We start from the raw sequence: 26,542 nt of genomic DNA on the forward strand, positions 1-26,542 counted from the left end.
CCCCCCCCCCTCGGCCCGGCGCAAATGCGCCACGCGCAGGGTTTCGGAAACACAATGTTCTCAGATGGATAACGGCGCGGGCGGTGGCCAGACTTTCACACCTGCAGATCGTTCCCCAGCGGGTCGCGGACCCGCCCGCCTGCCGCGCGGGCGTCTTCGGGGTCATGGGTGACAAGCACCACCGGCAGCCCATGTGCCTCTGCGCAGTGCAGAACGAAGCTGCGTAGCCGTGCGCGACGTTCGGCATCGAGACGCGAGAAGGGCTCATCAAGCAGCAGGGCGCGTGGCCGGGCCAGAAGGGTGCGCATCAGCGCCACGCGCGTGCGCTGCCCACCTGACAGCGTGGCGGGATCGCGCGCCTCAAACCCTTCAAGCCCGGCCTCGGCCAAGGCCCCGGCGATGCGCGCGGCCCGCTCGGCCTGCGGGATCGCGGCGGGTAAGGCAAAGCCCAGGTTCCCGGCAACCGAAAGATGCGGAAACAGGATGTCATCCTGAAACAGCAGTCCCACCCGCCTTTCGGCAGTGGGCAACGCGGTAATGTCGCGCCCGTTCAGCCAGATGCGCCCCGACATGCGAAAGGCCGGGGCAAGATCGCCGACCAATGCCGACAGAAGCGTGGACTTGCCGCTGCCCGAAGGGCCCATGATCGTGAGCACCTCGCCCGGTGCGACATGGGCGTCCAGCCGCACCAGCGCCCTGCCGTCCTGTGTGATTTCGAGATTCTCGAGGTGCAGGCCCTCGCTCATGCCCAGACCCCCTTGCGATTGCGAAACACAAGCGCGGGCAGACCCAGCGCCAGCAGAAAGCCCAGCATGGGCAGGAGCATCTGCGCCACTGCGAAAACGCCGATCACCCGGCGGTTGGCGCCCGATGCCAGCGCGACGGCCTCGGTTGTCAGGGTCTCGATCCGCCCGCCGCCCAACACCAGCGTTGGCAGATACTGGGCGACCGATACGGCAAACCCCACGGCCGCCGCCACCAGCGCCGCGCGCAGCAGCATTGGCAGCCGCACCGCCCACAGAACGCGCGAAGGCCGCGCGCCCAATGTTGCGGCGGCAACGGCGTGGCGCCGGTCCCAGGCGCGCCACGGGTCGGAAAGCGACAGGAAGACATAGGGCAGCACAAACACCAGATGCGCGGCGATCACCACCACGCGCCCGCTGTCCATCCCGGCCATTAGCGCGAAGGTCTGCAGCCCCGGCAGAAAGGCGATCTGCGGCACGAGCAGAGGCAGATAGATCATTGGCAGCAGCCAACTCGCGCCGCGCCTCAGGCGGCCCCGGCGGTGGTCGGCTTCGAGGCAGGCGATTACCAGCGTGATGGCAAGCAACGTGGTGACAAGGCCGATCAGCAGGGTTTCGCCCGTGGCGCGCCCGAGTGCGGGCACCTGCCCGGCCCATGTCCGCAGGTTCACGTTCCGGGGCAGCGGATCGGGAAACTGCCACAGCCCGGCCACCGACCAGAGCGCCAGCGCAGCCAGCCCCGCCAGCACGGCCAGTGCGGTCGTTCCGGCTGCGAACAGCGCAAGCGGACGCAGCACCGTGTCGGCACGCAGATGGCGCGCGCCGCCTTCGGCCCAGCGCCGGCCCAGTCTGGCGGCGACGCGCTCGCCCAGCCACCAGAACACCAGTGCCCCTGCCACAAGAAGCGCCTGCAGCAGCGCGCCGGCGGCGGCATTGAAGCGGTTTGCAAGGTCCGGGCTGGTTATCCACTCCAGAACCTGCACCGCCAGCGTGGGTGGCCGTGTCGGGCCGAGGATCAGCGCCATGTCCACCACCGACATGGAATAGGCCAGCACCGCATAGACCGGCAGCCGGATCTGGCGATAGACCGCAGGCAGCACCGTCTTGGCCCAGCCGGCAACGCGGCCATAGCCCATGCTGCGCGCCACCCGCAGGCTGCGCTGGCTGTCGATCTGGGCCAGCGCGGCCAGGGTCATCAACAGCAGGAACGGCACTTCCTTGGCGATCAGCCCCAGTGTGAGCGCCACGCCTGCGGGATCATTCACCAGCAGCAGATCGGGCGGGCGCTCCCAGCCGGTGGCCCAAGGCGAGATGATCCGCGCGATCCATCCTGACGGCGCGATGAGAAAGGCCAGGCCGAAAGCGGCCGCAGCGTGCGGCACCGACAAGAGCGGCGACAAAAGGCGCATCAGCGCGTCGAAGGTGCGGGTGCCATGCCAGGCGGCGGTCAGCAGCAGAGTGATGGCCAGCGAAACAGCCGTTGCGGCAAAGCCGGTGCTCAGGCTCAGCCAGATCGCGCGGGGCAGTCCCGGCCAGTCTGCCAGCGTGCGCCACGGATCAAGTGTAAGCGCCCGACCGCCCAACACCGGCTGCCAACCAAAGGCCGGCAGCACCACGCCGGCCAGCCCGGCCAGAACCGGCGCCGCCAGCAGCAGCACTGTCACACCCGGCGCAAACGCCACCGGCCCGACAGGGGAATGCGTGGCAGCGCGCAATTCCGGCGCCGGGCTCACTCGGCCAGGCCGAAGCGTTGCCGCCAGTCGGCGGCCAGCCGCGTTTCCCAGCTTGGGTGGGGTTCAAGCAGGGCGGGGCCCATCTCGTCAGGCGGCAGCGTGGCGATGCCGAGATCGAGCGCGGCGAAACGCGCGCGGTCTTCGGGCGCCAACAGGTCCATTCCCAGCACGGTCTGAAAGCCCAGCACATCGGGGTTTTGCGCGCGCGCCTGCACGGCCGGCTCGAGGATCAGGTTCGCCAGCACCAGCGCACCGGCCTTGTTGGCCGCGTTGTAGGGGATCGAGAGGAAGCTGGAATTGCCCAGCGTGCCGTTCTCGAAGACGAAGGTGCGCGCGGTGTCGGGCAGTTCGGCCCCCGCGATCGCCGCCGACACTCGCCCCGGGTTGTAGGAAAATCCGATATCCACCTCGCCATCGGCCAGCAGCTGCCCCAGGCCCGGCTCGTTTTGCGGATAGGCCCGTCCGGCGCGCCACAGATGCGGCGTGACCTGATCGAGCCACCCCCAAAGCGGCGCGGTGACGGCGTCGTAATCGGCTTCATCGACCGGGCGTTGCAGGGCCTCCGGCGCGTCGGTCAGTTCGATCAGCAGCTGCTTGAGAAACCCCATGCCGGCAAAATCTGGGGGCTGAGGATAGGTGAAACGGCCGGGGCTGGCCCTGACCCACTCGGCCAGCGCGGCGGCGTTTCGCGGCGGCTCGGGCACGCGGGCGCTGTCGTATTCGAACACCTTGCGAAACATCGCCCAGGGCGCGCCCAGCCCCTCGACGGGGGTGGTGTAGTCGATCTCGACCGTCGGGTTGGCTTGGGTGTCCACGAACACCCAGTTGGGCAGATCCTGCGCGAAGGGGCCATAGAGCAGCCCCTGTTCCTTCATCGAAAGGAAATTGGTGCCATTGATCCAGATCGCATCGACAGCGCCGCCCTCGTCACGGCCTGCGCTGGCCTCGGCGATCACGCGGGTGACCGCATCGGCGGTATCCGCAAGTTTGACATGCACCAGCCGGACACCGTGGCGGGCGTCGAGCTCTCGCCCCACCCAGCCGATGAAATCGTTGATCCGTGGGTCGCCGCCCCAGGCGTGCCAGTAGACGGTCTGCCCCTCAGCCTCGGCCAGAACGGCGGGCCAATCGGCAGGGTCGGGCGGCTCTGCCCCGGCAGTATGGGCAAGACTTGCAAGCAAGGCGCCTGCGGCGAGTAGAGGTATGCGCATCTGCTATCCTGTGGGATTGGGTATGTTGCTTCATGTCCTACGACAGAAATGATGCGGATGTTGCGGCCATCAACGAAAAATTGAACCCGAGCGCAACAGGCTTGCATGCTGCGGCGAGCCACGGCACATCGGCCAGACTTCTTAAAAGGCGATGCCATGCTCGACCGTCACCTGCGTCCGCTGATCGATCCGTCACTTGACCGTATGGGGGGGGGAATTGCCCGGCTAGGCGTCGGCGCGAATGTCGTGACCCTGGCGGGGCTTGCGCTGGGCCTGGCCGCGGCGGTGGCGATCGCGCTGGGGGCGTTCTGGACGGGGCTTGCCCTGATCCTTGTCTCGCGGCTGGCCGACGGGTTGGATGGGGCAGTGGCACGGGCGCGCGGTGGCAGCGATTTCGGCGGGTATCTCGATATCACTTCGGATTTCCTGTTCTACGGCGCGATTCCGTTGGCCTTTGTGCTGCATGATCCGGCAGCGAATGGTGCGGCGGGGGCGTTCCTGCTGGCCAGCTTCTACTACAATGGCGCGACCTTCCTGGGCTTTGCGGTGCTGGCCGAAAAGCGCGGGCTGACGACGCAGAGCCATGGCAGCAAGGCGCTCTATTTCACCGGCGGGATGCTTGAGGGCAGCGAGACGATCCTGTTCTTCGTGCTGCTGTGCCTGCTGCCGCAGCATTTCGTGCCGATGGCCTGGGTGTTTGGCGCGCTTTGCCTGGTGACGGCTACGGCGCGGGTGCTGCTGGCGCGCAAGGTTTTTCGCGGCTGACGCGCAACGCTGGCTTTTCAACCGGGCCGGATGGCATAAGTCACCGGCAATGCGACAGGGGCGGGCCGCGATGCTGCTTGAGGTAAAAGATCTGCGCAAGAGCTTCGCAACAAGCGAAGGCCCGCTAAGCGTGCTGCGCGGCGTGTCGTTTGAACTCGATCATGGGGAAAGCCTTGCATTGACGGGCGAGTCGGGCAGCGGCAAGAGCACGCTCCTGCACCTGATCGCCGGGCTGGACGCACCCGATTCTGGCCAGATCCGCGTGGCTGGGCAGGATATGGCCGGTGCTGGTGACGCGGCCCGCGCGCGGCTGCGGCGCGAGGTGGTCGGGCTGGTGTTTCAGCAGTTCAATCTGATCGGATCGCTTACCGTGGCGGGCAATCTGGCGTTTCAGGCGCGGTTGGCGGGCCGACACGATCCGGCGCTGGTGGACGACCTGGCCGCGCGGTTGGGGCTGTCCGGCCTGATGACGCGCTACCCCGAGCAGCTTTCGGGCGGGCAGCAACAGCGCGTTGCCATCGGCCGCGCGCTGGCCGTCCGGCCCGTGCTGGTGCTGGCCGATGAACCCACCGGCAACCTTGACGAGGCGACGGGTGATGCAGTCCTTGACCTGCTGCTTGACGGAGTGGCGCAGGCGGGGGCGGGGCTGGTTCTTGTCACTCATTCGCCGCGCCTTGCCGCTCGCTGTGCGCGGCGGGTGCATCTCGGTTCCGGGCGGCTCGCGGCATGAAGCCGGGGGTGGCCCTGGTTGCGCTGCTGTCGTGGTGGCGGCGCACACCGCTGCAACTGGCGATGCTGTTGCTGGGGCTGGCGCTGGCCACGGCGCTTTGGTCGGGGGTGCAGGCGATCAACGCCGAGGCGCGCGCAAGCTATGCGCGCGCGGCCCAGATGCTGGGGCAGGGCGATCTGACCCGGCTGGTCGATCCGACGGGCGGGCGCATTTCGCAGCAGGTATTCGCTGAACTGCGCGCCGCCGGTTGGGCGGTCAGCCCCATTCTCGAGGGGCATCTGCGGCTGGGCGACCAGCGTTTCAGGCTGATCGGGGTCGACCCGCCAAGCCTGCCGCCCGAGGCCGGCTTTGGCGAATTTCCAACCGGCGGGGCGGCCATGCTCATGGCGATGGCCCCGCCCGAAGTGCTGTTCGGCGCGCCCGACACGCTGGGGCAGGTTCCGCCTGATCTGGAGGTGCCGCTGGGGCTGGAGTTGCGCGAAGCACCCGCTTTGGCGCCGGGCGTTCTGGTGGCCGATATCCGCATCGCGCGGCAATTGCTGGGCGCGCCGGGAGAGATCTCGTATTTCCTGCTCGCGCCCGAACAGCCCGAGGGGCGCGCCCCGCTGGATGAGGCCGCGCCGAGGCTGCGCGAGGCCGCGCCCGAGGGCGGCGCCGAACTCGCGCGGCTGACCGACAGCTTTCACCTCAACCTCACGGCCTTTGGCCTGCTGGCCTTTGCAGTGGGGCTGTTCATCGTGCATGCGGCGATCGGGCTAGCTTTCGAGCAGCGGCGCAGCATGTTTCGCACCTTGCGTGCATTGGGGCTGACGGCGGGGGCGCTGATCGCGCTACTGATGGCCGAGTTGCTGGTGCTGGCGCTGGTGGCCGGTGTCGTGGGCGTGGCGCTGGGCTATGTGATCGCGGCGGCGCTGATGCCCGATGTGGCCGCAACCCTGAGCGGGCTTTACGGCGCGACGCTGCCCGGCACACTGGCTCTGCGGCCCGAGTGGTGGCTTTCGGGCATGGCGATCGCGCTTCTGGGCACGCTGGCGGCGGGGGCGCGGGGGCTCTGGCGCATCTACCGGCTGCCATTGCTGGCCCCTGCGCAGCCGCGCGCCTGGGCACGCGCGTCCGAACGCGCGTTGATGGCGCAGGGGGCCGTGGCGCTGGCGCTTCTGGCGCTGGCCGTGATGCTGGGCGTCTGGGGCGGCGGGCTGGTGGCGGGTTTTGCTATGCTGGCGGCGTTCCTGCTGGCAGCGGCGCTGGCGCTGCCGGTGGTGCTGAGCGGGGCGCTGGCGCTTGCCGCGCGCCGGGTGCGCGGAGTCATGGGTGAATGGTTCCTGGCCGATACCCGCCAGCAACTGCCGGGGCTGTCGCTGGCGCTGATGGCGCTGATGCTGGCGCTGGCGGCCAATATCGGGGTGAGCACCATGGTTTCCAGCTTCCGGCTGACCTTCACCGGCTGGCTCGACCAGCGGCTCGCGGCTGAACTTTACGTCACCGCCCGCAGCGAGGCCGAAGCCGAAGACCTGCGCGCCTGGCTGGCCCCGCGCGCTGACGCGGTGCTGCCGGTCTGGCGTTTCGACACCGATGTCGCGGGCGAGCCCACCACGCTTTACGGTGTGGCCGATCATGCCACCTATCGCGACCACTGGCCGTTGCTTCAGACCCTGCCCGAGGCCTGGGATGCCGTCGCCGCGGGCGAGGCCGTGATGATCAACGAGCAGCTATCGCGCCGGGCCGGGCTGCGCCCCGGCGATGCGGTCGAACTGCCCGGCGGATGGCGGGGCCAGGTGGCGGGCGTCTATTCAGATTATGGCAACCCCACGGGGCAGGTGATGCTGGGGATAGATGATTTCCTGGCGCTCTACCCCGAGGTGCCCCGGCGCGAACATGCCGTGCGCGTAGCACCCGAGCGCGCCGCCGATCTGGCCCGCGATCTGCAAGACACATTCAGCCTGCCGGATCAGAATGTCACCGATCAGGCCGAGGCCAAGGCCGCCTCGCTGCGGATATTCGAGCGGACATTTGCCGTGACCGGCGCGCTCAATCTGCTGACCCTGGGCGTGGCGACGGTGGCCCTGCTGGCAAGCCTGGTCACTCTGTCGGGGATGCGGCTACCGCAGCTGGCGCCGGTCTGGGCGATGGGGCTGACGCGGGCGCGGCTGGCGCAGCTAGAGTTGGCGCGAATGCTGATGCTGGCGGCGCTGACGGCGATAGCCGCGCTGCCGGTGGGGCTGGGGCTGGCCTGGGTGCTGCTGGCGGTGATCAATGTCGATGCGTTTGGCTGGCGGCTGCCGATGCATCTGTTCCCCGCCGACTGGCTACGGCTGGGGCTGATGGCGCTGCTGGCGGCGGGGCTGGCCGCGGCCTGGCCAGTGCGGCGGCTGGCGCGCATGGCGCCGGGCGATCTTCTGCGCGTATTTGCCAGCGAGCGGTGAGTGGGAGAAGTGTGGGCTACGAGATGAGGGCCGCGGCCCGGACCCTCCCCCGCGCCGGCAGAGGCACGCCCAAACCAATCTGCCGGAGGCGGGCCTAAACCAGGGCGTGCCCGCGTTTGATTGGTTTCACCCCGCCCGGGCCGCTTGCGGCCCGGGCATGCGCCCGCCCGCCCCACAGGCGGGCGCATTCGCGCCCCCCCTCGGGCGGTCGCATGCCCTGCGGTTGGGAACTGGACGAAACCGAACAAACGCGGGCACGCCCTGGGCGCATCTGGCGCAGCCGCGCCTCCGGCCCAAGCGCGGATCAGTCCAGCCAGCCCTTGAGATTGTCTTCGATCACCGCCGACAGCGCGTCGATATGCGCAGGTTCATCATTGAGGCAGGGAATATAGGTGAAGCTTTCGCCGCCGGCATGCTCGAAGCTTTCCTTGATCTCTTCGTTGATCTCTTCCAGCGTCTCGATGCAATCGGCGGAAAAGGCCGGGGCGATCACTGCAATGCGCTTCTTGCCCGCCTTGGCCAGTTCGGCGACATGCTCGACAGTGTAGGGGCGCAGCCATTCCTCGGTGCCGAAGACCGACTGAAAAGTGGTGATGATGCGGTCTTCGGGCCAGCCGAGGCGTTCGCGCAGCAGGCGCGTCGTCTTCTGGCACTGGCAGTGATAGGGGTCGCCTTCAAGCAGATAGCGCTTGGGCATCCCGTGGTAGGAGGCCACCAGCAGGTCGGGCTTTTCCTCCATCGCGTCCCAGGCGCGCTGCACCGATTGCGCCAGCGCCTCGATATAAAGCGGCTGGTCGAAATAGGCCGGCACAGTGCGCGCGGCGGGCTGCCATTTTTCCTGCGCCAGCGCGCTGAAGAACTTGTCGTTCGCAGTGGCGGTGGTCGCACCCGCCGATTGCGGATAGAGCGGGAAGAACAGGATGCGTTCGCAGCCCGCCTCAACCATCGCGCGCACCTTGGAGGGCGTCGAGGGGTTGCCGTAGCGCATGCAGAAATCGACCATCACCTGATCGCCATAGCGCGTCTGCATCCGCTCGCGGATGGCGGCGGTCTGCTGCTTGGTGATCGTCATCAGCGGGCTTTCATTGGCCTCGTTGTTCCAGATCGAACGATAGGCCGCGCCCGAGGTGAAGGGCCGCTTGGTCAGAATGACAAGTTGCAGAAGCGGCTGCCATTTCCAGGCCGGGTAGTCGATCACGCGCTTGTCAGAAAGGAACTCGTTCAGATAGCGCCGCATGGACCAGTAGTCGTGATTGTCCGGCGTGCCCAGGTTGGCCAGCAACACGCCGGTGCGCGCCTTCGGCACGCTCGGGTGATCGGCTGGTGCGTGGGCCAGCCGCCCTTCGCCCGGGCGCACGTGATGCGCTGGGCACGCGGCGCTGGCAGTGGCGGTTGCGTGGGTTTGGGCTGCGTCGTTTTTTCCATCCGGCATGTCGGCTTGATCCTGTTGCTCTGGAAAACTGCTGTGCGATCCGTTGCGAACGGACTTAACCGCTTTTGCCCGCAGGTCAATCGCTGCACCGGTGCCATCGACTGTCGGGATCGGCAGGGCGTCCGGAAGCGGCGTCTCCTGCGTTCCCAGTGCATCGGCGAGCCGCGCCTTGGCGGAGCCGGGGCGCAGGGGGCGGGGCTGGTTCTCGGCGGGGGCCCAGCCGGTCAGCCAGACCATTTCAAAACTGGCTTTGATCCGGCCGTCTTCGGCGGGATAGCGCGCGGCGTAATGTTCGGCGGCGGTGTCAAACAGGGCGCGCGGAGCGAATTGGCGCGGGCGCGCGGTCATGGCGTTGGTTTCGCCCATGGCTCGCAGGTCGTGCATCAGCGCGCTCAGGTCACGGTAACTGATGTTGAAGGGCACCGCATCGGCCACCGGCAGCGCAAACCCCGCCCGTTGCATCAGTGCGCCCAGATCGCGAATCTCGGCCATCGGCAGCACGCGGGGCGACAGGCCGCCGCGCTGGGCGACTTCGGCCTCGGCCAGGCAGGCACGCAACTCGGCCAGGGTCTGCCCGCCGAACAGCACCGCCAGGAAAAGCCCGTCGGGGCGCAGCGCGCGGCGGCACTGGATCAACTGGCCCACCGGATCCGAGGCCCAATGCAGGCAGAGTGCATGGACCACCAGATCATGCCCGCCCGGCGTCAGCGCAAGCGTTTCATCATCCTGAACGACCACGGCATCCGGCAGGGCGCTCCGCCACGGTTCGGCAAACGGTGCGATAAGTGCGGGTGCCGTAAAGGTTCTGTTAACCTCGGCGAGTCTCTCCTGAAGCTCTGCGGCCGCGGCCTCGTGCAGAAACAGCGCCGGGTTGCGGGCCGCGCGGTTGCGCTGGCGCGAAAGCGCGGCGCGGTCGGTCAGCTCGGGCGCCTGGCGGGTAAGGGGCATGGGGGCTCCTGTCTGCGATGGGCATGACTTAGGGGGTCTGGATGCGATTGCAAAGCGCCCTGCGCCTGATTTACCCGCCGCAATGTATCAGTTGCGGGGAAAGGGTGGAAAGCGACCACGCGCTTTGCGGCGCCTGCTGGCGCGACACGCCGTTCATCGCAGGTGGCCGTGTGTGTGACGCCTGCGGTGTGCCGCTTCCGCAAGGGGATGAAGGCGCAGACGCGGCGGTGCATTGCGATGACTGCCTCGCCCTTGCGCGGCCCTGGGCCTCAGGGCGCGCCGCGATGTTGTACGAGGGCAACGCACGCCGCATGGTGCTGGCGTTCAAGCATGGCGACCGGCTCGACCTGGCGCGCGCGGCGGGCGGGTGGCTCAGACGGGCGGCGGCGCCGATCCTGCGGCCTGACATGCTGATTGCGCCGGTGCCGCTGCACTGGACGCGTCTGCTCGCGCGGCGCTACAATCAGGCGGCTGTGCTGGGCGCAGCACTGGCGCGCGAGACCGGGCTGCCGCATTGCCCCGACCTGCTGATCCGGCACCAGCGCACGGCCAGTCAGGAAGGGCGCGACCGGCAGGCGCGTTTTGCCAATGTCGAAGCGGCCTTTGCGCCGCACCCCAAACGTGCCGGCCGCGCCCGTGGGCGCCACATCCTTCTGGTCGATGATGTGATGACCTCGGGTGCCACGCTGGGCGCTGCTGCCGATGTTTGCCTGGGCGCCGGGGCCAGCGCGGTTTCGGTGCTTGTTCTCGCACGCGTTGCGAAGCGGCCCTAAATCCGTATAGTCGCGCCGAAAGTGAAGGACGCGCGAATGCAACCCGTTGAAATCTATACTTCGCCGCTGTGCGGCTATTGCCATGCGGCGAAACGGCTGCTCACCCAGAAAGGTGTGAGCTTTACCGAACATGATGTGCTGACCGACCCGTCGCTGAAAGCCGAGATGATCAATCGGGCCAAGGGCGCGCGCACGGTTCCTCAGATCTTTGTTGGAGATACCCATGTGGGCGGCTGTGACGAGCTTTACGGCCTTGAGCGCGCGGGCAAGCTGGATGCGCTGCTTGCCGGATAGAGGGGCCGCGTGGCTGTCCGGGAGGCCTCTGGATCGGGAGGGAGGTCGATGAACAGTCGCACCGATGACCTGGCCGTCGCGTTGTTCAACGAATTGTTCATGGCCGATCAGCTGGCGCGCAACCGGCTGTCGAAAGTGCTGCCCAAGGGGATGGAACTTTCGCATTTCGGGGTGCTCAACCATCTCGCGCGGGTCAACGATGAACGCACGCCCGCGCAGCTTGCCAAGGCCTTTCACGTCACCCGTGGTGCGATGAGCAACACGCTTGGCAAGCTGGAATGGGCCGGGCACATCCATATCCGCCCCGATTGGGACGACGCGCGCCGCAAGTTCGTTTCGATCAGCCCCTCGGGCCGGCGCGCGCGCGAGGTGGCGCTGGCGGCGATCACCCCGCTGATCAACGAAGTGGTCGAGGCGCTGGGCGGCGCCCGCGTGCGCGCCACCCTGCCGGTGCTGCGCGAAATCCGCATCCGTTTCGAAGGCGAGGTCTGAGCCATGGCGCGGGGTGGCCCATTTGGCACCACTGTTCGGGCCGCCCCTGCGGCCTGGCGATTTGTTGATGCAGGCGCATCGCTCCAGGGTCATTCGGGCTTGCAGGGATAAACCGCTGCTGCTTCGCCGTCCGGAACACCAGCCCGCGGCCTGCCGATGGCGAGGCTTCTTGCTCCCGTCGCGGCCTGATCCTCGAATCTCTCAGCCCTCGGTGGGCCGGATGCTGGCGGTGACATAGTTCACCGACAGATCGCGCGTCGAGAGCGACCATCTCCACGACACCGGATTGAAAACAAACCCCTTGCGGTCCACCGGCTCAAGCCCGGCATTGCGCAGCAGCTCGTAAAGCTCGTCGGGGGTGATGAACTTTTGCCATTCATGTGTGCCCTTGGGCAGCCAGCGCATGACATATTCCGCGCCGACAATCGCCATGACGAAACTTTTCGCATTGCGGTTTATGGTCGAGCAGATCATCAGCCCGCCGGGTTTCAAAAGCGCGCGGCAGGCGTCCAGATAGCCTTGCGGGTCGGGCACATGCTCGACCACTTCCATGTTGAGCACGACATCGAACTGTTCGCCCGCTTCGGCCAGCGCCTCGGCGGTGGTGACGCGATAGTCGATTTCGAGCCCTTGTTGCGCGGCGTGGATGCGCGCGACGGGAATGTTGCGTTCGGCCGGATCGGCGCCCACGACATCGGCCCCCAGCCGCGCCATCGGCTCCGCGAGCAGCCCGCCGCCGCAGCCGATATCGAGGATGCGCAGTCCCGCGAAGGGCGCGGGGGTGTTCAGGTCGCGGTCGAACTCTTCGGCGATCTGGGCGGTGATGTAATCCAGCCGGCAGGGATTGAGCATGTGCAGCGGCTTGAACTTGCCGTGCGGATCCCACCATTCGGCGGCCATCGCTTCGAACTTTGCAATCTCTGACGGGTCTGTCCTTTGACTGCTTGTCATGGCCTCTCCTTGGTATCATCCTGTGCGCCGGACCTCGCGCTGGCGCGAGGTGCCGAAATTCTTGCGTGCCTCCGGTGGTGGAGGTGCTTCGCGCCATATATAGAACGATTATGGACAGGACCGCAGGCCAAAAGAGCATAATCTCGCATCTCTATCCGCCGATCGAGCCATTCGATCAGCGGATGCTGGATGTGGGCGACGGCCACACGATCTATGTCGAACAATGCGGAAACCCGCAGGGAATGCCCGTGGTCGTGCTGCATGGCGGCCCCGGCGGCGGGTGCAGCCCGGCGATGCGCCGCTATTTCGATCCGCGCCATTATCGCGTGATATTGTTCGACCAGCGCGGTTGCGGCCGCTCGCGCCCGCATGCCAGCGTGGAGGCCAACACCACCTGGCATCTGGTCGCGGATATCGAACTGATCCGCGAGACGCTGGGCATCTCGCGCTGGATCGTATTCGGCGGCAGCTGGGGTGCGACGCTGGCACTGATTTATGCGCAGACCCATCCCGAGCGCGCTGCCTTTCTGGTGTTGCGCGGCGTGTTCCTGATGACACAGGCCGAGCTTGACTGGTTCTATGGCGGCGGCGCGGGCCGGTTCTTTCCCGATCTGTGGGAGCGCTTTGTCGCGCCGATCCCCGAAAACGAGCGCGACGACATGATCGCCGCCTATCACCGGCGGCTGTTCTCGGGTGACACCGGGGAAGAGGTCCGCCACGCCCGCCTCTGGGCCGGATGGGAGAACGCGCTGGCCTCGATCGAATTTCGCGGCGGCGAAAGCCCGGGTGAGTACGCCCGTGCCTTTGCACGGTTGGAGAACCATTATTTCACGAACCGCGGGTTTCTCGACCATGACGGGCAGATCATGGCGAATATCTGCCGGCTGGCCGAGGTTCCGGGCAGGGTCGTGCAGGGCCGGTTCGACATGATCTGCCCGCCGGTTGCGGCCTATCGGCTGACCGAAAGCTGGGAGGCGGGCGAGCTTGCAATGATCCCGCTGGCGGGACATGCGCTGTCGGAGGCGGGTATCACCGCCGAGTTGCGGCGCATCACCGACGACCTGCGCGGGCGGGCGCGGATGCTGGGGCTTTAATCGGATGTCGGCAACGCGGGCTGGCCATCTTGTGCCCGGTAGGGGAGCACGCCTATAGTCGCGCCCCAGCCGCCTGAAGCAATTTCGGAAAAAGTTGATAGACTTTTTCTGTTCGAAATTGCGACAAAACAGAAGGTTGAAGCGTTACGGCGATTCAACGAATAGCCGTAACGCTTTAGATGCCTGCCTTGCCACGGGAACGCCTGCGCCTTGCCCCATCAGCCGCCCCGAACGCCTGCGCCAGATTCTGCCAGACAGCCGCGACCGGGGGTGCCTGCTGGCGGCGCCCTTCTGGTAGGGTATCGGCTGGCGATGCGCGCGCTTGCCCCTGTCGCGCCCTGGGTGCTGCGCCGCCGCCTTGCGCGCGGCAAGGAAGACCCCGAGCGCATGGGTGAAAAACTGGGCCGGCCATCGCTGCCCCGGCCCGAAGGGCCGCTGGTCTGGATGCATGCGGTGGGGGTGGGCGAAGTGCTCGCGCTGCCCGCGCTGGCGGAGGCCCTGCGTGCCCGGCGGCCCGAATTGGAAGTGCTGATCACCTCGACATCGCTGACCTCGGCCAGGGCGCTGGCCGCGAACATGCCCGAGGGCGCGCGCCATCAGTTCCTGCCGCTCGACTGCCCGCGGTTCGCCCGCGCTTTTCTCGATCACTGGCGCCCCGATCTTTCGGTCTGGGCCGAGCGCGATGTCTGGCCCGTGCTGATCGGAGAAACCCGCGCACGCGGCATTCCGCTGGCGCTGATAAACGGGCGGATGAATGCGGCGTCGCTGCGTGCCAAGGCGCCCGCGCGGCGCTTCTTTGCGGCGGTCTATGGGCAGTTCGACCACATCGGTGTGCAGGATGCGGGCACGGCGGCGCATTTTGCGGCGCTGGGCGTTCGGGCGCAGGTGACGGGCGCGCTCAAGACCGCGGCGCGCCCGCTGGCCGATTTTCCGCAGGCGCGCGCGATCAATGTGGCGGCGCTGGCGGGGCGGCGGCTGTGGCTGGCGGCCTCGACCCACCCCGGCGATGAAGCGGTGGTGATCGCGGCACACAAGGCACTTTTGCAGCATGATCCCGAGGCCTGTCTGATCGTGGCCCCGCGCCTTCCCGCGCGTGCGCCGGAGGTGCTGGACGCGCTGAAGGCTGCCGGGATTGCGGCGACGCTTTTGTCCGAAGATGGCCGCCTGCCCCGGCCGCCCGGCCCGGCGCATGTGGTGGGACGCGTGGGGCAGATGGGGCTGTGGTATCGGCTGGCCGATGCGGCCTTTGTCGGCGGCTCGCTCGCGCCGGTGGGCGGGCACAACCCCAACGAGCCTGCGCTTCTGGACTGCGCGATCCTGCATGGGCCGAATGTTGCCAATTTCGCCGAGGATTACGCCGCGCTCCATGCTGCCGGGGCCGCGCGCGAGGTGCGCGATGCCGAAAGCCTGGCCGAGGCCCTGCGCGATTCGTCGCTGGCCGCGCAGATCGCCCCGGCGCGCGCGGTGGCCGGGCGCGGTGCGCAGGCCTTGCAGGCCGAGGCCGCGCGGCTGCTGGCGATGCTGGAGGCCCGGGCATGAGCGCGCCGCAGGAGTCGCTGCCGCGGGCTCCCCGGCCCGGTGTCGTGCTGGCGCTGTTGGCCGGACTCTACCGTCTGGCCTGGTATCCATTGCTGCCGTTGGTGCTGGCCTATTTTTACTGGCGCGGGCGGCGCGACCGGGCCTATCGCCAGCACATGGGCGAACGCTTCGGCGCGGGGGCCGGACCGCAGGGTGCGGTCTGGGTGCATGCGGTGTCGCTGGGCGAGATGCGCTCGGCCGTGCCGCTGGTGCGGGCGCTGCTGGAGCACGGCGAAAGCGTCGTGACCACGCATCTGACACCCGCCGGGCGGCGCGCCTGTGAAACCGCCTTTGCCCCCGAGATCGCGCAGGGCCGGGTGCAGGCGCGTTATCTGCCGCTGGAATTCGGCTGGGCTTGGCGGCGGTTCTTTCGCAGCTTGCGGCCAAAGCTGGGCCTCGCACTGGAAATCGAGGTCTGGCCGGTGATGATAGCCGAGGCCGCGCGCGCGGAAGTGCCGCTCTATCTGGCCAACAGCCAGTATCCCGCGCGCAGCTTTGCCCGCGACATGCGGTTTGCCCGCCGGTTTGGCCATCCGGTTGCCGGCGTGACCGGGGTACTTGCGAAATCCGAGGGGCAGGCAGCGCGGTTTCGCGCGATGGGGGCGCCCGGCGTGCAGGCCTGTGGCGAGTTGCGCTTCGATCAACCGATCCCGCCTGAGCAGCTTGCCGCCGCCGCCGCGCTGCGCCGCATGATCGGTGCGCGCCCGGTGGTGACGCTGGCCAGCGTGGTCGATGGCGAGGACGAGATCTATCTCGGCGCGATCCGGGCCGCGCAGGCGGCGGCGCGGGCGCAGGGCCGGGCTGCGCCGCTGTTTGTGTATGTGCCCCGCGCGCCGGAACGGTTCGCCCATAGCGGCGACTGGCTTGAGGCACAGGGCCAGCGCGTGCTGCGCCGCAGCCGGGCGCTGGATGCGCAACTGGCGCTTTTGTCGGGGCAGGGACTGGACGAGGCAGACATCCTGCTGGGCGACAGCATGGGCGAGATGTATTTCTATCTTGGCCTTTGCGATCTTGCGCTGGTGGGCGGCGGGTTTGTACCCAAGGGCGCGCATAACGTGATCGAGCCGCTGGCGCTGCGCCGGCCCGTGCTGGTCGGCCCGCATGTCTGGACGATCGAATATCCGGGGCAGGAGGCCATTGCGGCGGGCGTGGTGTTGCGTTGCGACACGCCGCAGGCGCTGGACGAGACGCTTGCGCGCCTGCTTGGGGCGCCCGAGGCGGTCGCCGAACATGCCGCCCGGGCCGAGGCGTTCTTTGCCGCGCATTCCGGCGCGACGGCGCGTATCATGGCCGCCATCGGCCCGCATCTGGGGCCGGCCGGGCAGAAGGAGCCGTCGCGATGACAGCACAAACCGGGGCAATGCGGCTGGTGGCGCTGGTGCCGCTGCGCGCGGGGTCAAAGGGGCTGCCAGGCAAGAACACGCGCCTGCTGGCAGGCAAGCCGCTTTACTGCCACGCCGTCGATCAGGCATTGGCTGCCGGCGCTGACGAGGTGGTCCTGAGCACCGACATTGCCGAATTGCTGGCTGCCGATCACGGTGCCCGCGTGCGCGCGGTTCGGCGCCCCGCCGAGCTGGCGGGCGACGCGGTGCCGATGGACCCGGTGATCGCCCATGTCCTGCGCGCGCACCTGGCCGGGCCGGCGCGGGTGGTGTTGTTGCAGGCGACCTCGCCGCTGCGCCTGCCCGAGGATATCCTTGCCGCCATCGATCAGCACGCGGCGGGGGGGCATGATCTGGTCATGTCGGTCTGCCCGGCGGATTCCGGGGTGCTGAAATGGGGCTTTGTCGAGGGCGGTCGCTTTCGCGCGCTGGTCAGGCCCGAACATCCGTTCATGAACCGGCAGGCACTGCCGCCAGTCTGGCGCCCCAACGGCGCGGTCTATGTCTTCGATGCCGACTGGTTCCGCGCAAGCGGCACCCTGGCCACGGCAAGCGTGGGCGCGGTGGAGATGCCACCCGAAAGATCGGCCGATATCGATACGCAGGCCGATTTCGAACAGGTCGCCCGGCTGCTTGCCGCCCGAGGCCGGGAAAAGGGCTGATAGGGGGGCAGCGGTTTACCCCGGGATTTCGCTGATCCGCCGTGCCATGTCGAGCAGCGCGGCCAGCACCGGTGTGTGCGGCTCGCGGTGGGCGGCGATCAGGCCGACGGGTTCGCCCGCATCTGTCTCGGGGCAAATGGGGATGGCGCGCAGTCTGGGGTCGCGTGCGAAGATGCGCGCCATCTTGAGCGGCACGATGCTGGCCCAATGGCCGGTCATCACATGGGCGACCAGGGCAACCAGCGAATTCGATTCGATCCTGGGTGATGCGGCTTCGCCGACCCGCTGCATCCGGGCATTGACGATGCGCCGGTTCTGCATGTCGCCCGTCAGCAGGCAAAGGGGCTGTGCGGCGGCCTCGGCCCAGCCGATGGCCTCGGCCCCGGCAACGGGTGCCCCGGCATGGACCAGCAGGCAGTAGCTTTCGTTGAACAGCGGCATGGCCGTAACCCGGCCCAGAGGCTCGTTCGCCAGATAGGACAGCCCGGCGTCGAGTTCGAGGGTCTCGATCTGCGAAAGGATCTCGACCGAGCTGCGCGAGAGAATTATCACCCGCACATTCGGGTGCCGGCGGGCGAAGGGATCGACCAGGTCGGCCACCATTGGCAGAGCGGTCGGAATGACCCCGATGCGCAGGTTGCCCGAAAGCCCTGTGCGCGCCGCGCGCATTTCCTCGCGCATGGTGCGGGCGTCAGAAACGATCCGCCGGGCCCATTCCAGCACGCGCTGCCCTTCGGGGGTCAGCCCCTGAAATCGCGATCCGCGGCGGACAAGCTGCACGCCAAGCTGGTCTTCAAGCTGCTTGATTCCCGATGAAAGGCTGGGCTGCGTGATGCCGATGGCCAGGGCTGCGCGTCCGAAATGCCGCTCGTTCGCCAGCACGATGAACATTTCAAGCTTGTCGATCATGCCGCCGCCGCCGTCCGTTGCCCTTGCCGGTCCTGCCGCGCATCAAAGCATGACAGGCCGGAGCGGTCCACGGGCAGCGCGGCAACAGCGTCAGAAAACCCGCACAGCGTGCCTTGTTGCAAGGGGGGCAACGGATTACATGGCGCGGGATGAAACGCTTCATTCCTTTCGTGAAATCCGATCCGGTGGTTTCGGTCGTGCGGCTCAGTGGCACCATCGCCTCGGGCGGGCGCGTGGGAGGTGTGCTGAACGATGCCGCGCTTGAGCCGGTGATCGAGCGCGCCTTTTCCCGCAGGCGGCCGCGGGCGGTGGCACTACTGATCAACTCGCCGGGCGGATCGCCGGTGCAATCGGCGCTGATCGCGGCGCGCATCCGGCGACTGGCGGGTGAAAAAACGCTGCCCGTGCACGCCTTTGTCGAGGATGTCGCGGCCTCGGGCGGCTACTGGCTGGCCTCCGCGGCCGATCACATCTGGCTCGATCAAAGCTCGATCGTGGGTTCGATCGGCGTGATCTCGGCCGGTTTCGGGTTTCAGGAGCTTATCTCGCGCTACGGGATAGAACGGCGGCTTTACACGGCAGGGCGCTCCAAGGCGCTGCTCGATCCTTTCAGCCCGCAAAAGCGCGAGGATGTTAAGCGGCTGAACGAATTGCTGGAACAGATCCATGACAGTTTCATCGCCCAGGTCAAGGAACGCCGCGGCACCCGTCTGAATGGCGGTGATGACCTGTTTAACGGCGACATCTGGATCGGGCAGAAGGCTGTCGATCTGGGCCTGGCCGACGGGCTGGCGCATCTGGTGCCGAAGATGAAGGAAATCTACGGCGACAAGGTGAAGCTGGTGCCCTACGGGCTGCGCCGGCCGTTCTTCCAGCGGCTGGGCGCGCAGGTGGTCAATGATGCAATCGATGCCGTGGAAGAGCGCGCGCTCTGGTCGCGCTACGGGCTGTAGGCCATGATACTGAAGATCGTCAGCCTGTTCCTGATCGTAATGCTGGTGCTGGGCATGTTCGGCAAGCTGCGCCTTCCCCGCATCGGCCGCCCGCGAGATCAGGGCCGGCTGGGCCGGCCCGGCAAGTGCCCCCGTTGCGGAAAGTTTCTTCTTGGCGGGGCTAAATGCACCTGCTCCGGGCGGGGTTAGGGCGGAATGCTGATCGATCTGGCGTTTGTCGGGCTGGGGCTGGTGATCCTGCTGCTGGCCGGTGATGCGCTGGTCAAGGGCGCGGTCAATATCAGCCTGCGGCTGGGTATTCCCGCCGTGCTGGTGGGGTTGACGGTGGTGGCCTTCGGCACCTCGGCGCCCGAACTTCTGGTGTCGGTGCAGGCGGTGCTGCGCGACGCGCCGGGGCTGGCGCTGGGCAATGTGGTGGGCTCGAACATCGCCAATATCCTGCTGGTGCTTGGCATCCCCGCGCTGATCGCCGCCGTGCCGGTGGAGCGCGATGAATCTTTGCGCGGCTATGCCATCATGATGTGGGCAAGCGTGCTGTTCATCGGGCTGGCGCTGCTGGGGCCGTTTACCTGGTGGCACGGGGTGATCCTGCTGGCCGCACTGGCGCTGATGCTGGCCGACACCTGGCGACGGGCGCAGAACCATCGCGCGGCCAACGGCAATGGTGCGTTTGCAGCGGTCGGCCCCGAGGCCGGGCCGGAGGCCGAGGCCCTCGAAGGGGCCGATCCGCATATGTCCTGGCTCAAGGTCGGGCTCTACACGGTGCTCGGACTGATCGGTCTGCCGCTTGGGGCAGATCTGCTGGTCGATGGCGCGGTTTCGATCGCAGCGACGCTGGGGGTGAGCGATGCGATAATCGGCCTGACGCTGGTGGCAGTGGGGACCTCGTTGCCCGAACTCGCCACCACGGTCATGGCCGCGATCCGGCGCGAGGCAGGCGTGGCGATGGGCAATGTCATCGGCTCGAACATCTTCAACCTGCTGGGTATAATCGGGGTCGCGGCGCTTGTGGGGCCTCTGCCGGTTCCGCCGCAGATGCTGGGCTTCGACCTGTGGGTGATGCTTGGGGTGTCGATCATGCTGGCGCCTTTCGTGCTGCGCAGCCGTTCCATCGGGTCCGGCATGGGGCTGGGTTTTCTTGCGTTGTATCTGATCTATCTGACTGCACTGATACTCAATGCAGGGGGTTAGACGATGACAGTAAAGGGCCGGGCACTGGTGACGGGGGCCGCGCACCGCCTGGGGCGCGAGATGGCGGTTTATCTGGCGCAGCGCGGCCTTGACGTGGCGGTGCATTACGCCAGCTCGCGCCAGGCGGCCGAGGCGCTGGCCGAGGAACTGCGCGACCACGGTGTGCAGGCGGCGGCCGTGGCTGCCGATCTGACCCGCGAGGATGAGACCCAGGCCCTTGTTCCACAAGCCGCCGAGGCGCTGGGCGGCCCGCTTTCGCTGCTGGTCAACAACGCCTCGATCTTTGAATACGACACCCTTGCCACGGCGACGCGCGAAAGCTGGGACAGGCACATGGAATCGAACCTGCGCGCGCCCTTTGTGCTGACCCAGGCCTTCGCCGGGCAGGCGCCCGACGCCCTGAACGATGCTGCGGGCGAGCCGGTCGCACAGGCGTTGGTGGTCAACATGATCGACCAGCGCGTGCGCAAGCCGACGCCCGAGTTCATGACCTACACGATTGCCAAGATGGGGCTTTGGGCCTTCACCCGGACTGCGGCGCAGGCGCTTGCCCCGCGCATCCGGGTCAACGCCATCGGTCCCGGCCCCACTCTGCGCGGCGCCCGTCAGAGCGACGTGCATTTCACCCGCCAGCGCGCCGCCACGATCCTGCAGCGCGGGGCGGATCCCGGTGATGTCACGGCCGCGCTGGGCTACTTCCTCGACGCGCCGGCAGTGACCGGGCAGTTGCTGTGCGTTGATGGCGGCCAGCATCTTGCCTGGCGGACGCCCGATGTGCTCGGGGTCGAGTGAGAACAGCGGTGTTCCGCGCCTGTTCCGCGCCAAGTTGTCCACCTTGTCGCAAACTGTCACGGACCTGTCACGATTTTGCGAGTGTTCTCAATTCATTGCAGAGTGTAATATAATTTCTTTATGAAAAACAGGCACTTCCAGAGCTGCCTAAAAAATAGGCACTCTAACGAAGCCGCCTTGATTCAACGAAAATTTCCGGCTGGTCCAAAGTTGCCACCAGAGTTATCCACAGAAACCGTGGACAGGTTTTCACTTGCGTCAGGGGGTTTAGAATTGCAGCCGCGGAAAGGAATCGATCAGGGCCATCATGTCCAGTCGCAATGAGGCAGAAATCGGGTCGGACGGCGTGCGCCAAACTGGGCACGCGCTGATACAGAACCTGCTGCGCACGCTCGACAGTTCGCCGGGCGTTTACCGGATGCTCAATGCGCAGTCCGAGGTGCTGTATGTCGGCAAGGCCCGCAACCTGCGCGCGCGGGTCAGCAATTATGCGCGCCCCTCGGGGCATTCGCCGCGCATCGCGCGGATGATCCGCGAAACCGCCTCGATGATGTTCCTGACCACGCGCACCGAAACCGAGGCGCTGCTGCTAGAACAGAACCTGATCAAACAGCTCAAGCCGCGCTACAACGTGCTGCTGCGCGACGACAAGAGCTTTCCCTACATTCTGATCGCGCGCGATCATCCCTTTCCAAAGATCGCCAAGCATCGCGGGCGGCGCAATGTGCCGGGGGCTTATTTCGGCCCGTTTGCCTCGGCCTCGGCGGTCAATCGCACGCTCAACCAGTTGCAAAAGGTGTTCTTGCTGCGCAATTGTCCGGATTCCGTCTTTTCCGGGCGCTCGCGCCCCTGCCTGCAATATCAGATCAAGCGCTGCGCCGGTCCCTGTGTGGGTCTGATAAGCGAAGCCGATTACGCCGCGCTGGCGGCTGACGCCGAAAGGTTCCTCTCGGGGCGCTCGACGCGCATTCAGGCCGAACTGGCCGAACAGATGCAGGCGGCATCGGATGCGATGGAATTCGAGCGCGCCGCCGCCCTGCGCGACCGCATCCGCGCTCTGACCCAGGTGCAGCAGAGCCAGGGCATCAACCCGCGCGGCGTCGCCGAAGCCGATGTCATCGCCCTGCATCAGGAGGGGGGGCAGGCCTGCGTGCAGGTGTTCTTCATCCGGGCGCATCAGAACTGGGGCAACCGCGATTTCTACCCCCGCACCGGCGCCGGCGCCGACGAGGCCGAGATACTCGAGGCCTTCCTCACCCAGTTCTATGACGGCAAGACCCCGCCGCGCCTTATCCTGCTGTCGCATGAGGTGGAGAATCCCGACCTGGTGGCGGGGGTGCTGTCAGAGCGCGCGGGCCGAAAGGTGCGCCTGGGCGTGCCGCAGCGTGGTGAAAAGGCCGAACTTGTCGAAAACGCCGCCCGCAATGCGCGCGAAAGCCTCGGGCGCCGCATGGCCGAGTCCGCGGCGCAATCGCGGCTGCTCGAAGGCCTGGCCGAGGCCTTCGAACTGGGCGCGCCGCCGCGGCGGATCGAGGTTTATGACAACAGCCATATCCAGGGCACCAATGCCGTGGGGGCGATGATCGTGGCTGGTCCGGAAGGCTTTGTGAAAAGCCAGTATCGCAAGTTCGGCCTGCGCGATGCCAAGGTGACGCCGGGCGATGATTTCGGCATGATGAAAGCTGTGCTGACCCGCCGTTTCGCGCGGCTTCTCAAGGAAGACCCGGACCGCCAGGCCGAAACCTGGCCCGACCTGTTGCTGATCGACGGCGGAGCGGGGCAGGTTTCGGCGGTGGCCGGGGTGATGGCCGATCTGGGGCTCGCCGACATTCCGGTGGTCGGCGTGGCCAAGGGCATCGACCGTGACGCCGGCAACGAGGAGTTCCACCGCCCCGACAAACCGCCCTTTGCCCTGCGGCGCAACGACCCGGTGCTCTACTTCATCCAGCGGCTGCGTGACGAGGCGCATCGTTTCGCCATCGGCGCGCACCGGGCGAAACGGGCCAGGGCGATGGGGGAATCACCGCTCGATCAGATCCCCGGCGTGGGCGCGGCGCGCAAACGTGCACTGCTGGCGCATTTCGGCAGCGCCAAGGCGGTGTCGCGCGCCGGGCTTTCCGATCTGCGCGCGGTCGAGGGGATATCGGGTTCGCTCGCGCAGAAGGTGCATGATTTTTTCAACCCGCGCGATTGAGACGCTGCCGGCACGGCCGGCGACACGCCTCCAGAACCGGCGCCGCGCAACGGCTGCGGCGGCGCAGACACAAGCCTCGCATCCGGGCGCCGGGCAGCCGATGCGGGGCACGGTGCCTGTCTTGGCTCTTTCCCGCGGCAGGCAAGGGGGCTATACAACCGCAATGATATGGACCATCCCCAACGTTCTGACCACCTTGCGTCTGCTGGCCGCGCCCGGCGTTGCGGTAATGTTTCTTTACTTCAACCGGCCCTGGGCCGACTGGTTCGCTCTGGTGCTGTTCATCGGCGCAGCGATCACCGATTATTTTGACGGCTATCTCGCACGGCTCTGGAAACAGGAAAGCCGCATCGGCGCCATGCTCGACCCGATCGCCGACAAGGCCATGGTGGTGATCGCGCTGCTGGTGATCACCGGCTATTCGGGCATGAACCCCTGGCTGATCCTGCCCGCGACCTTCATCATGTTCCGCGAAATCTTCGTCTCGGGCCTGCGTGAATATCTGGGCGACCGCTCGCGCCTGCTGGCCGTGACGCAGCTGGCGAAATGGAAAACCAGCGCACAGATGGTCGCCATCGGCATCCTGTTCCTGGCGCTTGGCCTCGATCATGTGCACCAGACCAACTACGACACGCTTTCGGCCGCCGCGCTCGAGGCGCATCTCGACGCCGATGCCGAAATCAACGAGGTCTGGCTTGCCGCCACAGGGGCGTGGTATGCCGGCACCATCGGGCTGGTGTTGATCTGGGTGGCGGCATTGCTCACGATGATCACCGGCTGGGATTACTTTCGCAAGGCGCTGCCCTTTCTGAAAGACGAGGTTGGACGATGATACAGGTGATGTATTTTGCATGGGTGCGTGAACGCATCGGACTGCCGCGCGAGAAGGTCGAGACTTCGGCAGGAACCGTGCGCGACCTTGTCGAGGAACTCGCCGCACGCGAGGCGCGCTATGCCGCCGCCTTTGCCGATCTTTCCGCGCTGCGGGTGGCGCTCGATCAGGAACTCGCGGATTTCGACGCACCCCTTGACGGCGTGCGCGAGGTGGCCTTTTTCCCTCCCATGACGGGCGGCTGACAGGGGGGCGCGCGCATGACGGTCCGGGTGCAGGAAGAAACCTTCGACATCGGCGCCGAGGCGGGCGCTTTTGCCGTGCGGGCAGGCGGGCAGGCGGGCGCTGTCGTCACCTTCACCGGCGTGGTGCGCGACCGGCCCGGCGGCGGCCTGCGTGAAATGGTGATCGAACATTACCCCGGCATGACCGAGCGCGCCCTTTCCAGCATCGAGGCCGAGGCCGTGTCGCGCTGGGCGCTGACCGACTCGCTGATCATCCACCGTTTCGGGCCGTTGGCGCCGGGCGATCAGATCATGATGGTCGCCACCGCCGCCCCCCACCGCGCCGATGCCTTCGCCGCCGCCGAGTACCTGATGGACTATCTCAAGTCGCGCGCGCCCTTCTGGAAGAAGGAAATCGCCGCCGACGGCGCCGAATGGGTCGCCGCCAGGGACGAGGACGAGGCCGCCCTGCACCGCTGGTAACAGGCACCCCCGGCTGCCTTTCTCGCGTGCCGTTCCTCTTCTTCTTGGAGAAAAATATCCGCGCCGCAGGCCCCCGCCGGCAAAGGGCGCACCACTGGCCGCGCCGGGCGCGGCGGCGTGGTTATAGACCTGTAGGGGCTTGATTCTGCCCGCACCACGGATTACTTGGGCGCGTCGCCTGCACCTGAGTCCTGCTCTGGGCGGCCAAGTCTCCGCAACCTTGTAAAAACGGACCATATCCATGACCCGTGCCCATCTTCCCGGCATCATTGCCATGGCCGCCATCGTGCTGGCCTCGAATATCCTTGTGCAGTTCCTGTTCGGCCAGTGGCTGACCTGGGGCGCCTTTACCTATCCGCTTGCCTTTCTGGTCAACGACCTGATGAACCGCCTCTATGGCCCTGCCGCCGCGCGCAAGGTGGTCTGGGTCGGGTTTGCCACCGGAGTCGCCTGTTCGCTGATCGGCACCCAGATCGTGGGCGAGTATGGCCCGCTGGTCACGCTGCGCATCGCCATGGGGTCGGGCATCGCCTTCCTGACTGCGCAACTGCTCGACGTGGCGATTTTCGACCGGCTGCGCGAAGGGCGCTGGTGGCGCGCGCCTCTGGCCTCGACGCTGGTGGGCTCAAGTGTCGACACGGCGCTGTTCTTCACCATTGCCTTCTCGGCCACGCTGACCTTCCTTGAGCCGGGCAACGATGTCTCCTGGGCGGGCGAGGTTCTGCCGCTTCTGGGTTTTGGCCCCGAGGTGCCGCTCTGGGTCAGCCTGGCCATCGCCGACTGGGGCGTGAAACTGACGCTCGCGCTGATCGCGCTTGTGCCATTCCGGATTATCGTGAGGCGAATGACGCAACAGGTCGCATAATTTGTTTTGACAAACACAAAATCTGTGCCACCATTCTAAACAACAGCAACCAGTGAAAGGAGGTGGTCCAGTGTCGAGAGTGATGTTGGAGAGAGGTGTCGGGACAGTCGAAAGGTATGCCGCCTGAGGGCAGCCCCGAAGGGCGCATTTTCCGGCTGGGTCCAGCCCTAACTGACCCATCTCCTTGAATACTCGTGAGGGCCGTCCTGCATGTTCAGGGCGGCCCTTTCGTATCGGGGCGTATGAAGAAGCCGCCGGGCGCGGCAGGTTTGCGGCGCGGTCGTTTGATGGGGCGGCTTGCCATGTTGCGCCGGCCGTTTCCATCCGGGCGGATCGTGCCGTAAAGTGTTTCCATGCTGCAGATCAATGACGACATCACCATCGCCGATTGGGAGATCACCGAGCAGTTCGTGCGGTCCTCGGGGCCGGGCGGGCAGAACGTGAACAAGGTCGCCTCGGCGGTCGAGTTGCGCTTCGAGGCCGCGCGCAGCCCGAACCTGAGCGCGCCGGTCAAATCCCGGCTGCGCCGGATCGCAGGGCGGCGCTGGACCCTTGAGGGCGCCATCGTGATCCGGGCCGAGGACACACGCAGCCAGGCCCGCAACCGCGAGATCGCGCGCGAACGGCTGGTGCAGATGATCCGCGCCGCGTTGGAGCGCCCGCGCCGGCGCATTCCCACGCGGCCCGGTCTTGCGGCCAAGCGCCGCCGTGTCGAATCCAAGGTCCAGCGCGGCAAGGTCAAGACGCTGCGCGGAAAGGTGACAGGAGAGGAACCATGATCCGTCGCCCCGCCGCATTCGCCGGCGCGCGCTACCATGATGATGAATCAGGCCCGCAGGCGGTCGGCATTCGGTCGACCGCCTGCCGCCGTCTGCCTGAGGTGTTCAG

General features: G+C 67.0%; 25 protein-coding genes and 1 pseudogene. 19 read left to right on the forward strand and 7 right to left on the reverse strand.

The features are described 5' to 3' along the window. Nucleotides 1–95 precede the first annotated feature (95 nt). Genes DQ229_RS06350 through DQ229_RS06360 form a run of 3 tightly spaced genes read right to left on the reverse strand, consistent with a single transcriptional unit; the run spans nt 96 to nt 3,687 of the window. Nucleotides 96–746 (reverse strand): ATP-binding cassette domain-containing protein, encoded by a 651-nt coding sequence (locus DQ229_RS06350; protein WP_114965429.1) that lies wholly within the window; start codon nt 744–746, stop codon nt 96–98. After that, entirely contained in the window at nt 743–2,476 is a 1,734-nt protein-coding gene (locus DQ229_RS06355; RefSeq protein ID WP_238380979.1) for an ABC transporter permease, read from the reverse strand. The genes DQ229_RS06350 and DQ229_RS06355 overlap by 4 nt, the downstream gene beginning before the upstream one ends. Next, the gene (locus DQ229_RS06360) at nt 2,473–3,687 is read right to left on the reverse strand and encodes an ABC transporter substrate-binding protein (protein WP_114965431.1); all 1,215 of its coding nucleotides are present in this window, start codon (nt 3,685–3,687) and stop codon (nt 2,473–2,475) included. Before DQ229_RS06360 ends, DQ229_RS06355 begins: the two co-directional genes overlap by 4 nt. Nucleotides 3,688–3,843: 156 nt before the next feature. Between DQ229_RS06360 and DQ229_RS06365 the strand changes: the two genes are divergently transcribed. Genes DQ229_RS06365 through DQ229_RS06375 form a run of 3 tightly spaced genes read left to right on the forward strand, consistent with a single transcriptional unit; the run spans nt 3,844 to nt 7,605 of the window. Beyond that, the gene (locus tag DQ229_RS06365) at nt 3,844–4,452 is read left to right on the forward strand and encodes a CDP-alcohol phosphatidyltransferase family protein (RefSeq protein WP_114965432.1); all 609 of its coding nucleotides are present in this window, start codon (nt 3,844–3,846) and stop codon (nt 4,450–4,452) included. A gap of 49 nt (nt 4,453–4,501) precedes the next feature. Then, the gene (locus DQ229_RS06370) at nt 4,502–5,182 is read left to right on the forward strand and encodes an ABC transporter ATP-binding protein (RefSeq protein WP_162300768.1); all 681 of its coding nucleotides are present in this window, start codon (nt 4,502–4,504) and stop codon (nt 5,180–5,182) included. Next, entirely contained in the window at nt 5,179–7,605 is a 2,427-nt protein-coding gene (locus DQ229_RS06375; RefSeq protein WP_114965433.1) for an ABC transporter permease, read from the forward strand. The genes DQ229_RS06370 and DQ229_RS06375 overlap by 4 nt, the downstream gene beginning before the upstream one ends. Before the next feature lie 304 nt (nt 7,606–7,909). Here the strand turns inward: DQ229_RS06375 and hemH are convergent, their stop codons facing one another. Beyond that, nucleotides 7,910–9,037: a ferrochelatase gene (hemH, locus tag DQ229_RS16475; protein WP_162300779.1), complete on the reverse strand. Its 1,128-nt coding sequence runs from the start codon at nt 9,035–9,037 to the stop codon at nt 7,910–7,912. Between the two features lie 603 nt (nt 9,038–9,640). After that, a pseudogene (locus tag DQ229_RS16960) lies at nt 9,641–9,985 on the reverse strand (methyltransferase domain-containing protein); the annotation flags it as partial. Between the two features lie 41 nt (nt 9,986–10,026). Between DQ229_RS16960 and DQ229_RS06385 the strand changes: the two are divergent. The 3 genes from DQ229_RS06385 to DQ229_RS06395 are packed head-to-tail and all read left to right on the forward strand — an operon-like array spanning nt 10,027 to nt 11,544. After that, the gene (locus DQ229_RS06385) at nt 10,027–10,758 is read left to right on the forward strand and encodes a ComF family protein (RefSeq protein ID WP_114965435.1); all 732 of its coding nucleotides are present in this window, start codon (nt 10,027–10,029) and stop codon (nt 10,756–10,758) included. A gap of 36 nt (nt 10,759–10,794) precedes the next feature. Further along, on the forward strand, nt 10,795–11,052 hold the full coding sequence (gene grxC, locus DQ229_RS06390) for a glutaredoxin 3 (protein ID WP_114965436.1): 258 nt from the start codon (nt 10,795–10,797) through the stop codon (nt 11,050–11,052). A 48-nt stretch (nt 11,053–11,100) separates the two neighbouring features. Next, entirely contained in the window at nt 11,101–11,544 is a 444-nt protein-coding gene (locus DQ229_RS06395) for a MarR family winged helix-turn-helix transcriptional regulator (RefSeq protein WP_114965437.1), read from the forward strand. A gap of 201 nt (nt 11,545–11,745) precedes the next feature. On the opposite strand, the gene ubiG is transcribed toward DQ229_RS06395, so the two are convergent. Then, on the reverse strand, nt 11,746–12,495 hold the full coding sequence (ubiG, locus tag DQ229_RS06400) for a bifunctional 2-polyprenyl-6-hydroxyphenol methylase/3-demethylubiquinol 3-O-methyltransferase UbiG (RefSeq protein ID WP_114965438.1): 750 nt from the start codon (nt 12,493–12,495) through the stop codon (nt 11,746–11,748). Nucleotides 12,496–12,605: 110 nt separating this feature from the next. Between ubiG and pip the strand changes: the two genes are divergently transcribed. The 4 genes from pip to DQ229_RS06420 all read left to right on the forward strand — a co-directional run bounded on the left by pip (nt 12,606) and on the right by DQ229_RS06420 (nt 17,211). Further along, complete coding sequence (pip, locus tag DQ229_RS06405) at nt 12,606–13,589, forward strand: prolyl aminopeptidase (protein ID WP_114965439.1); 984 nt, start codon at nt 12,606–12,608, stop codon at nt 13,587–13,589. Nucleotides 13,590–13,859: 270 nt separating this feature from the next. Continuing rightward, nucleotides 13,860–15,128 carry a 3-deoxy-D-manno-octulosonic acid transferase gene (locus DQ229_RS06410; protein ID WP_162300769.1) on the forward strand — a complete coding sequence of 423 codons (1,269 nt, stop codon included), beginning with the start codon at nt 13,860–13,862 and terminating at the stop codon, nt 15,126–15,128. Continuing rightward, nucleotides 15,125–16,510, forward strand: a complete 1,386-nt coding sequence (locus tag DQ229_RS06415) for a 3-deoxy-D-manno-octulosonic acid transferase (RefSeq protein WP_114965441.1) — start codon at nt 15,125–15,127, stop codon at nt 16,508–16,510. The genes DQ229_RS06410 and DQ229_RS06415 overlap by 4 nt, the downstream gene beginning before the upstream one ends. Continuing rightward, complete coding sequence (locus DQ229_RS06420; RefSeq protein WP_202909518.1) at nt 16,507–17,211, forward strand: acylneuraminate cytidylyltransferase family protein; 705 nt, start codon at nt 16,507–16,509, stop codon at nt 17,209–17,211. The genes DQ229_RS06415 and DQ229_RS06420 overlap by 4 nt, the downstream gene beginning before the upstream one ends. A gap of 15 nt (nt 17,212–17,226) precedes the next feature. Here DQ229_RS06420 and DQ229_RS06425 read toward each other — a convergent pair whose 3' ends face one another. Then, the gene (locus DQ229_RS06425; RefSeq protein WP_114965443.1) at nt 17,227–18,120 is read right to left on the reverse strand and encodes a LysR family transcriptional regulator; all 894 of its coding nucleotides are present in this window, start codon (nt 18,118–18,120) and stop codon (nt 17,227–17,229) included. Nucleotides 18,121–18,269: 149 nt separating this feature from the next. On the opposite strand from DQ229_RS06425, the gene DQ229_RS06430 reads away from it, so the two are divergent. The 9 genes from DQ229_RS06430 to arfB all read left to right on the forward strand — a co-directional run bounded on the left by DQ229_RS06430 (nt 18,270) and on the right by arfB (nt 26,433). Next, the gene (locus DQ229_RS06430) at nt 18,270–19,073 is read left to right on the forward strand and encodes a S49 family peptidase (protein WP_114965444.1); all 804 of its coding nucleotides are present in this window, start codon (nt 18,270–18,272) and stop codon (nt 19,071–19,073) included. A gap of 195 nt (nt 19,074–19,268) precedes the next feature. Beyond that, nucleotides 19,269–20,264, forward strand: coding sequence for a calcium/sodium antiporter (locus DQ229_RS06440; protein WP_114965446.1), 996 nt, complete (start codon nt 19,269–19,271; stop codon nt 20,262–20,264). Nucleotides 20,265–20,267: 3 nt separating this feature from the next. Then, the gene (locus tag DQ229_RS06445; protein ID WP_114965447.1) at nt 20,268–21,056 is read left to right on the forward strand and encodes an SDR family oxidoreductase; all 789 of its coding nucleotides are present in this window, start codon (nt 20,268–20,270) and stop codon (nt 21,054–21,056) included. A gap of 307 nt (nt 21,057–21,363) precedes the next feature. Then, nucleotides 21,364–23,250 carry an excinuclease ABC subunit UvrC gene (uvrC, locus tag DQ229_RS06450; protein ID WP_114965448.1) on the forward strand — a complete coding sequence of 629 codons (1,887 nt, stop codon included), beginning with the start codon at nt 21,364–21,366 and terminating at the stop codon, nt 23,248–23,250. Nucleotides 23,251–23,413: 163 nt separating this feature from the next. Continuing rightward, the gene (gene pgsA / locus DQ229_RS06455; protein ID WP_114965449.1) at nt 23,414–24,082 is read left to right on the forward strand and encodes a CDP-diacylglycerol--glycerol-3-phosphate 3-phosphatidyltransferase; all 669 of its coding nucleotides are present in this window, start codon (nt 23,414–23,416) and stop codon (nt 24,080–24,082) included. Then, entirely contained in the window at nt 24,079–24,327 is a 249-nt protein-coding gene (gene moaD / locus DQ229_RS06460) for a molybdopterin converting factor subunit 1 (RefSeq protein WP_114965450.1), read from the forward strand. The genes pgsA and moaD overlap by 4 nt, the downstream gene beginning before the upstream one ends. A gap of 15 nt (nt 24,328–24,342) precedes the next feature. Further along, the gene (locus DQ229_RS06465) at nt 24,343–24,789 is read left to right on the forward strand and encodes a molybdenum cofactor biosynthesis protein MoaE (RefSeq protein ID WP_114965451.1); all 447 of its coding nucleotides are present in this window, start codon (nt 24,343–24,345) and stop codon (nt 24,787–24,789) included. 241 nt (nt 24,790–25,030) lie between these two features. Beyond that, nucleotides 25,031–25,654: a queuosine precursor transporter gene (locus DQ229_RS06470; protein WP_114965452.1), complete on the forward strand. Its 624-nt coding sequence runs from the start codon at nt 25,031–25,033 to the stop codon at nt 25,652–25,654. 353 nt (nt 25,655–26,007) lie between these two features. After that, nucleotides 26,008–26,433 (forward strand): alternative ribosome rescue aminoacyl-tRNA hydrolase ArfB, encoded by a 426-nt coding sequence (gene arfB, locus DQ229_RS06475; protein ID WP_114965453.1) that lies wholly within the window; start codon nt 26,008–26,010, stop codon nt 26,431–26,433. Nucleotides 26,434–26,542: the final 109 nt, after the last annotated feature.

It is taken from the genome of Alkalilacustris brevis (assembly GCF_003350345.1).
Taxonomy (GTDB): domain Bacteria; phylum Pseudomonadota; class Alphaproteobacteria; order Rhodobacterales; family Rhodobacteraceae; genus Alkalilacustris; species Alkalilacustris brevis.

Excerpts from the sequence above, each read along its gene's own strand:
- DQ229_RS06350 (WP_114965429.1), bottom strand. The coding sequence starts at position 746 with ATGAGCGAGGGCCTGCACCTCGAGAATCTCGAAATCACACAGGACGGC.
- DQ229_RS06360 (WP_114965431.1), bottom strand. The coding sequence starts at position 3,687 with ATGCGCATACCTCTACTCGCCGCAGGCGCCTTGCTTGCAAGTCTTGCC.
- DQ229_RS06365 (WP_114965432.1), top strand. The coding sequence starts at position 3,844 with ATGCTCGACCGTCACCTGCGTCCGCTGATCGATCCGTCACTTGACCGT.
- DQ229_RS06370 (WP_162300768.1), top strand. The coding sequence starts at position 4,502 with ATGCGACAGGGGCGGGCCGCGATGCTGCTTGAGGTAAAAGATCTGCGC.
- DQ229_RS06375 (WP_114965433.1), top strand. The coding sequence starts at position 5,179 with ATGAAGCCGGGGGTGGCCCTGGTTGCGCTGCTGTCGTGGTGGCGGCGC.
- hemH (WP_162300779.1), bottom strand. The coding sequence starts at position 9,037 with ATGCCGGATGGAAAAAACGACGCAGCCCAAACCCACGCAACCGCCACT.
- DQ229_RS06385 (WP_114965435.1), top strand. The coding sequence starts at position 10,027 with ATGCGATTGCAAAGCGCCCTGCGCCTGATTTACCCGCCGCAATGTATC.
- grxC (WP_114965436.1), top strand. The coding sequence starts at position 10,795 with ATGCAACCCGTTGAAATCTATACTTCGCCGCTGTGCGGCTATTGCCAT.
- DQ229_RS06395 (WP_114965437.1), top strand. The coding sequence starts at position 11,101 with ATGAACAGTCGCACCGATGACCTGGCCGTCGCGTTGTTCAACGAATTG.
- ubiG (WP_114965438.1), bottom strand. The coding sequence starts at position 12,495 with ATGACAAGCAGTCAAAGGACAGACCCGTCAGAGATTGCAAAGTTCGAA.
- pip (WP_114965439.1), top strand. The coding sequence starts at position 12,606 with ATGGACAGGACCGCAGGCCAAAAGAGCATAATCTCGCATCTCTATCCG.
- DQ229_RS06415 (WP_114965441.1), top strand. The coding sequence starts at position 15,125 with ATGAGCGCGCCGCAGGAGTCGCTGCCGCGGGCTCCCCGGCCCGGTGTC.
- DQ229_RS06420 (WP_202909518.1), top strand. The coding sequence starts at position 16,507 with ATGACAGCACAAACCGGGGCAATGCGGCTGGTGGCGCTGGTGCCGCTG.
- DQ229_RS06425 (WP_114965443.1), bottom strand. The coding sequence starts at position 18,120 with ATGATCGACAAGCTTGAAATGTTCATCGTGCTGGCGAACGAGCGGCAT.
- DQ229_RS06430 (WP_114965444.1), top strand. The coding sequence starts at position 18,270 with ATGAAACGCTTCATTCCTTTCGTGAAATCCGATCCGGTGGTTTCGGTC.
- DQ229_RS06440 (WP_114965446.1), top strand. The coding sequence starts at position 19,269 with ATGCTGATCGATCTGGCGTTTGTCGGGCTGGGGCTGGTGATCCTGCTG.
- DQ229_RS06445 (WP_114965447.1), top strand. The coding sequence starts at position 20,268 with ATGACAGTAAAGGGCCGGGCACTGGTGACGGGGGCCGCGCACCGCCTG.
- uvrC (WP_114965448.1), top strand. The coding sequence starts at position 21,364 with ATGTCCAGTCGCAATGAGGCAGAAATCGGGTCGGACGGCGTGCGCCAA.
- pgsA (WP_114965449.1), top strand. The coding sequence starts at position 23,414 with ATGATATGGACCATCCCCAACGTTCTGACCACCTTGCGTCTGCTGGCC.
- moaD (WP_114965450.1), top strand. The coding sequence starts at position 24,079 with ATGATACAGGTGATGTATTTTGCATGGGTGCGTGAACGCATCGGACTG.
- DQ229_RS06465 (WP_114965451.1), top strand. The coding sequence starts at position 24,343 with ATGACGGTCCGGGTGCAGGAAGAAACCTTCGACATCGGCGCCGAGGCG.
- DQ229_RS06470 (WP_114965452.1), top strand. The coding sequence starts at position 25,031 with ATGACCCGTGCCCATCTTCCCGGCATCATTGCCATGGCCGCCATCGTG.
- arfB (WP_114965453.1), top strand. The coding sequence starts at position 26,008 with ATGCTGCAGATCAATGACGACATCACCATCGCCGATTGGGAGATCACC.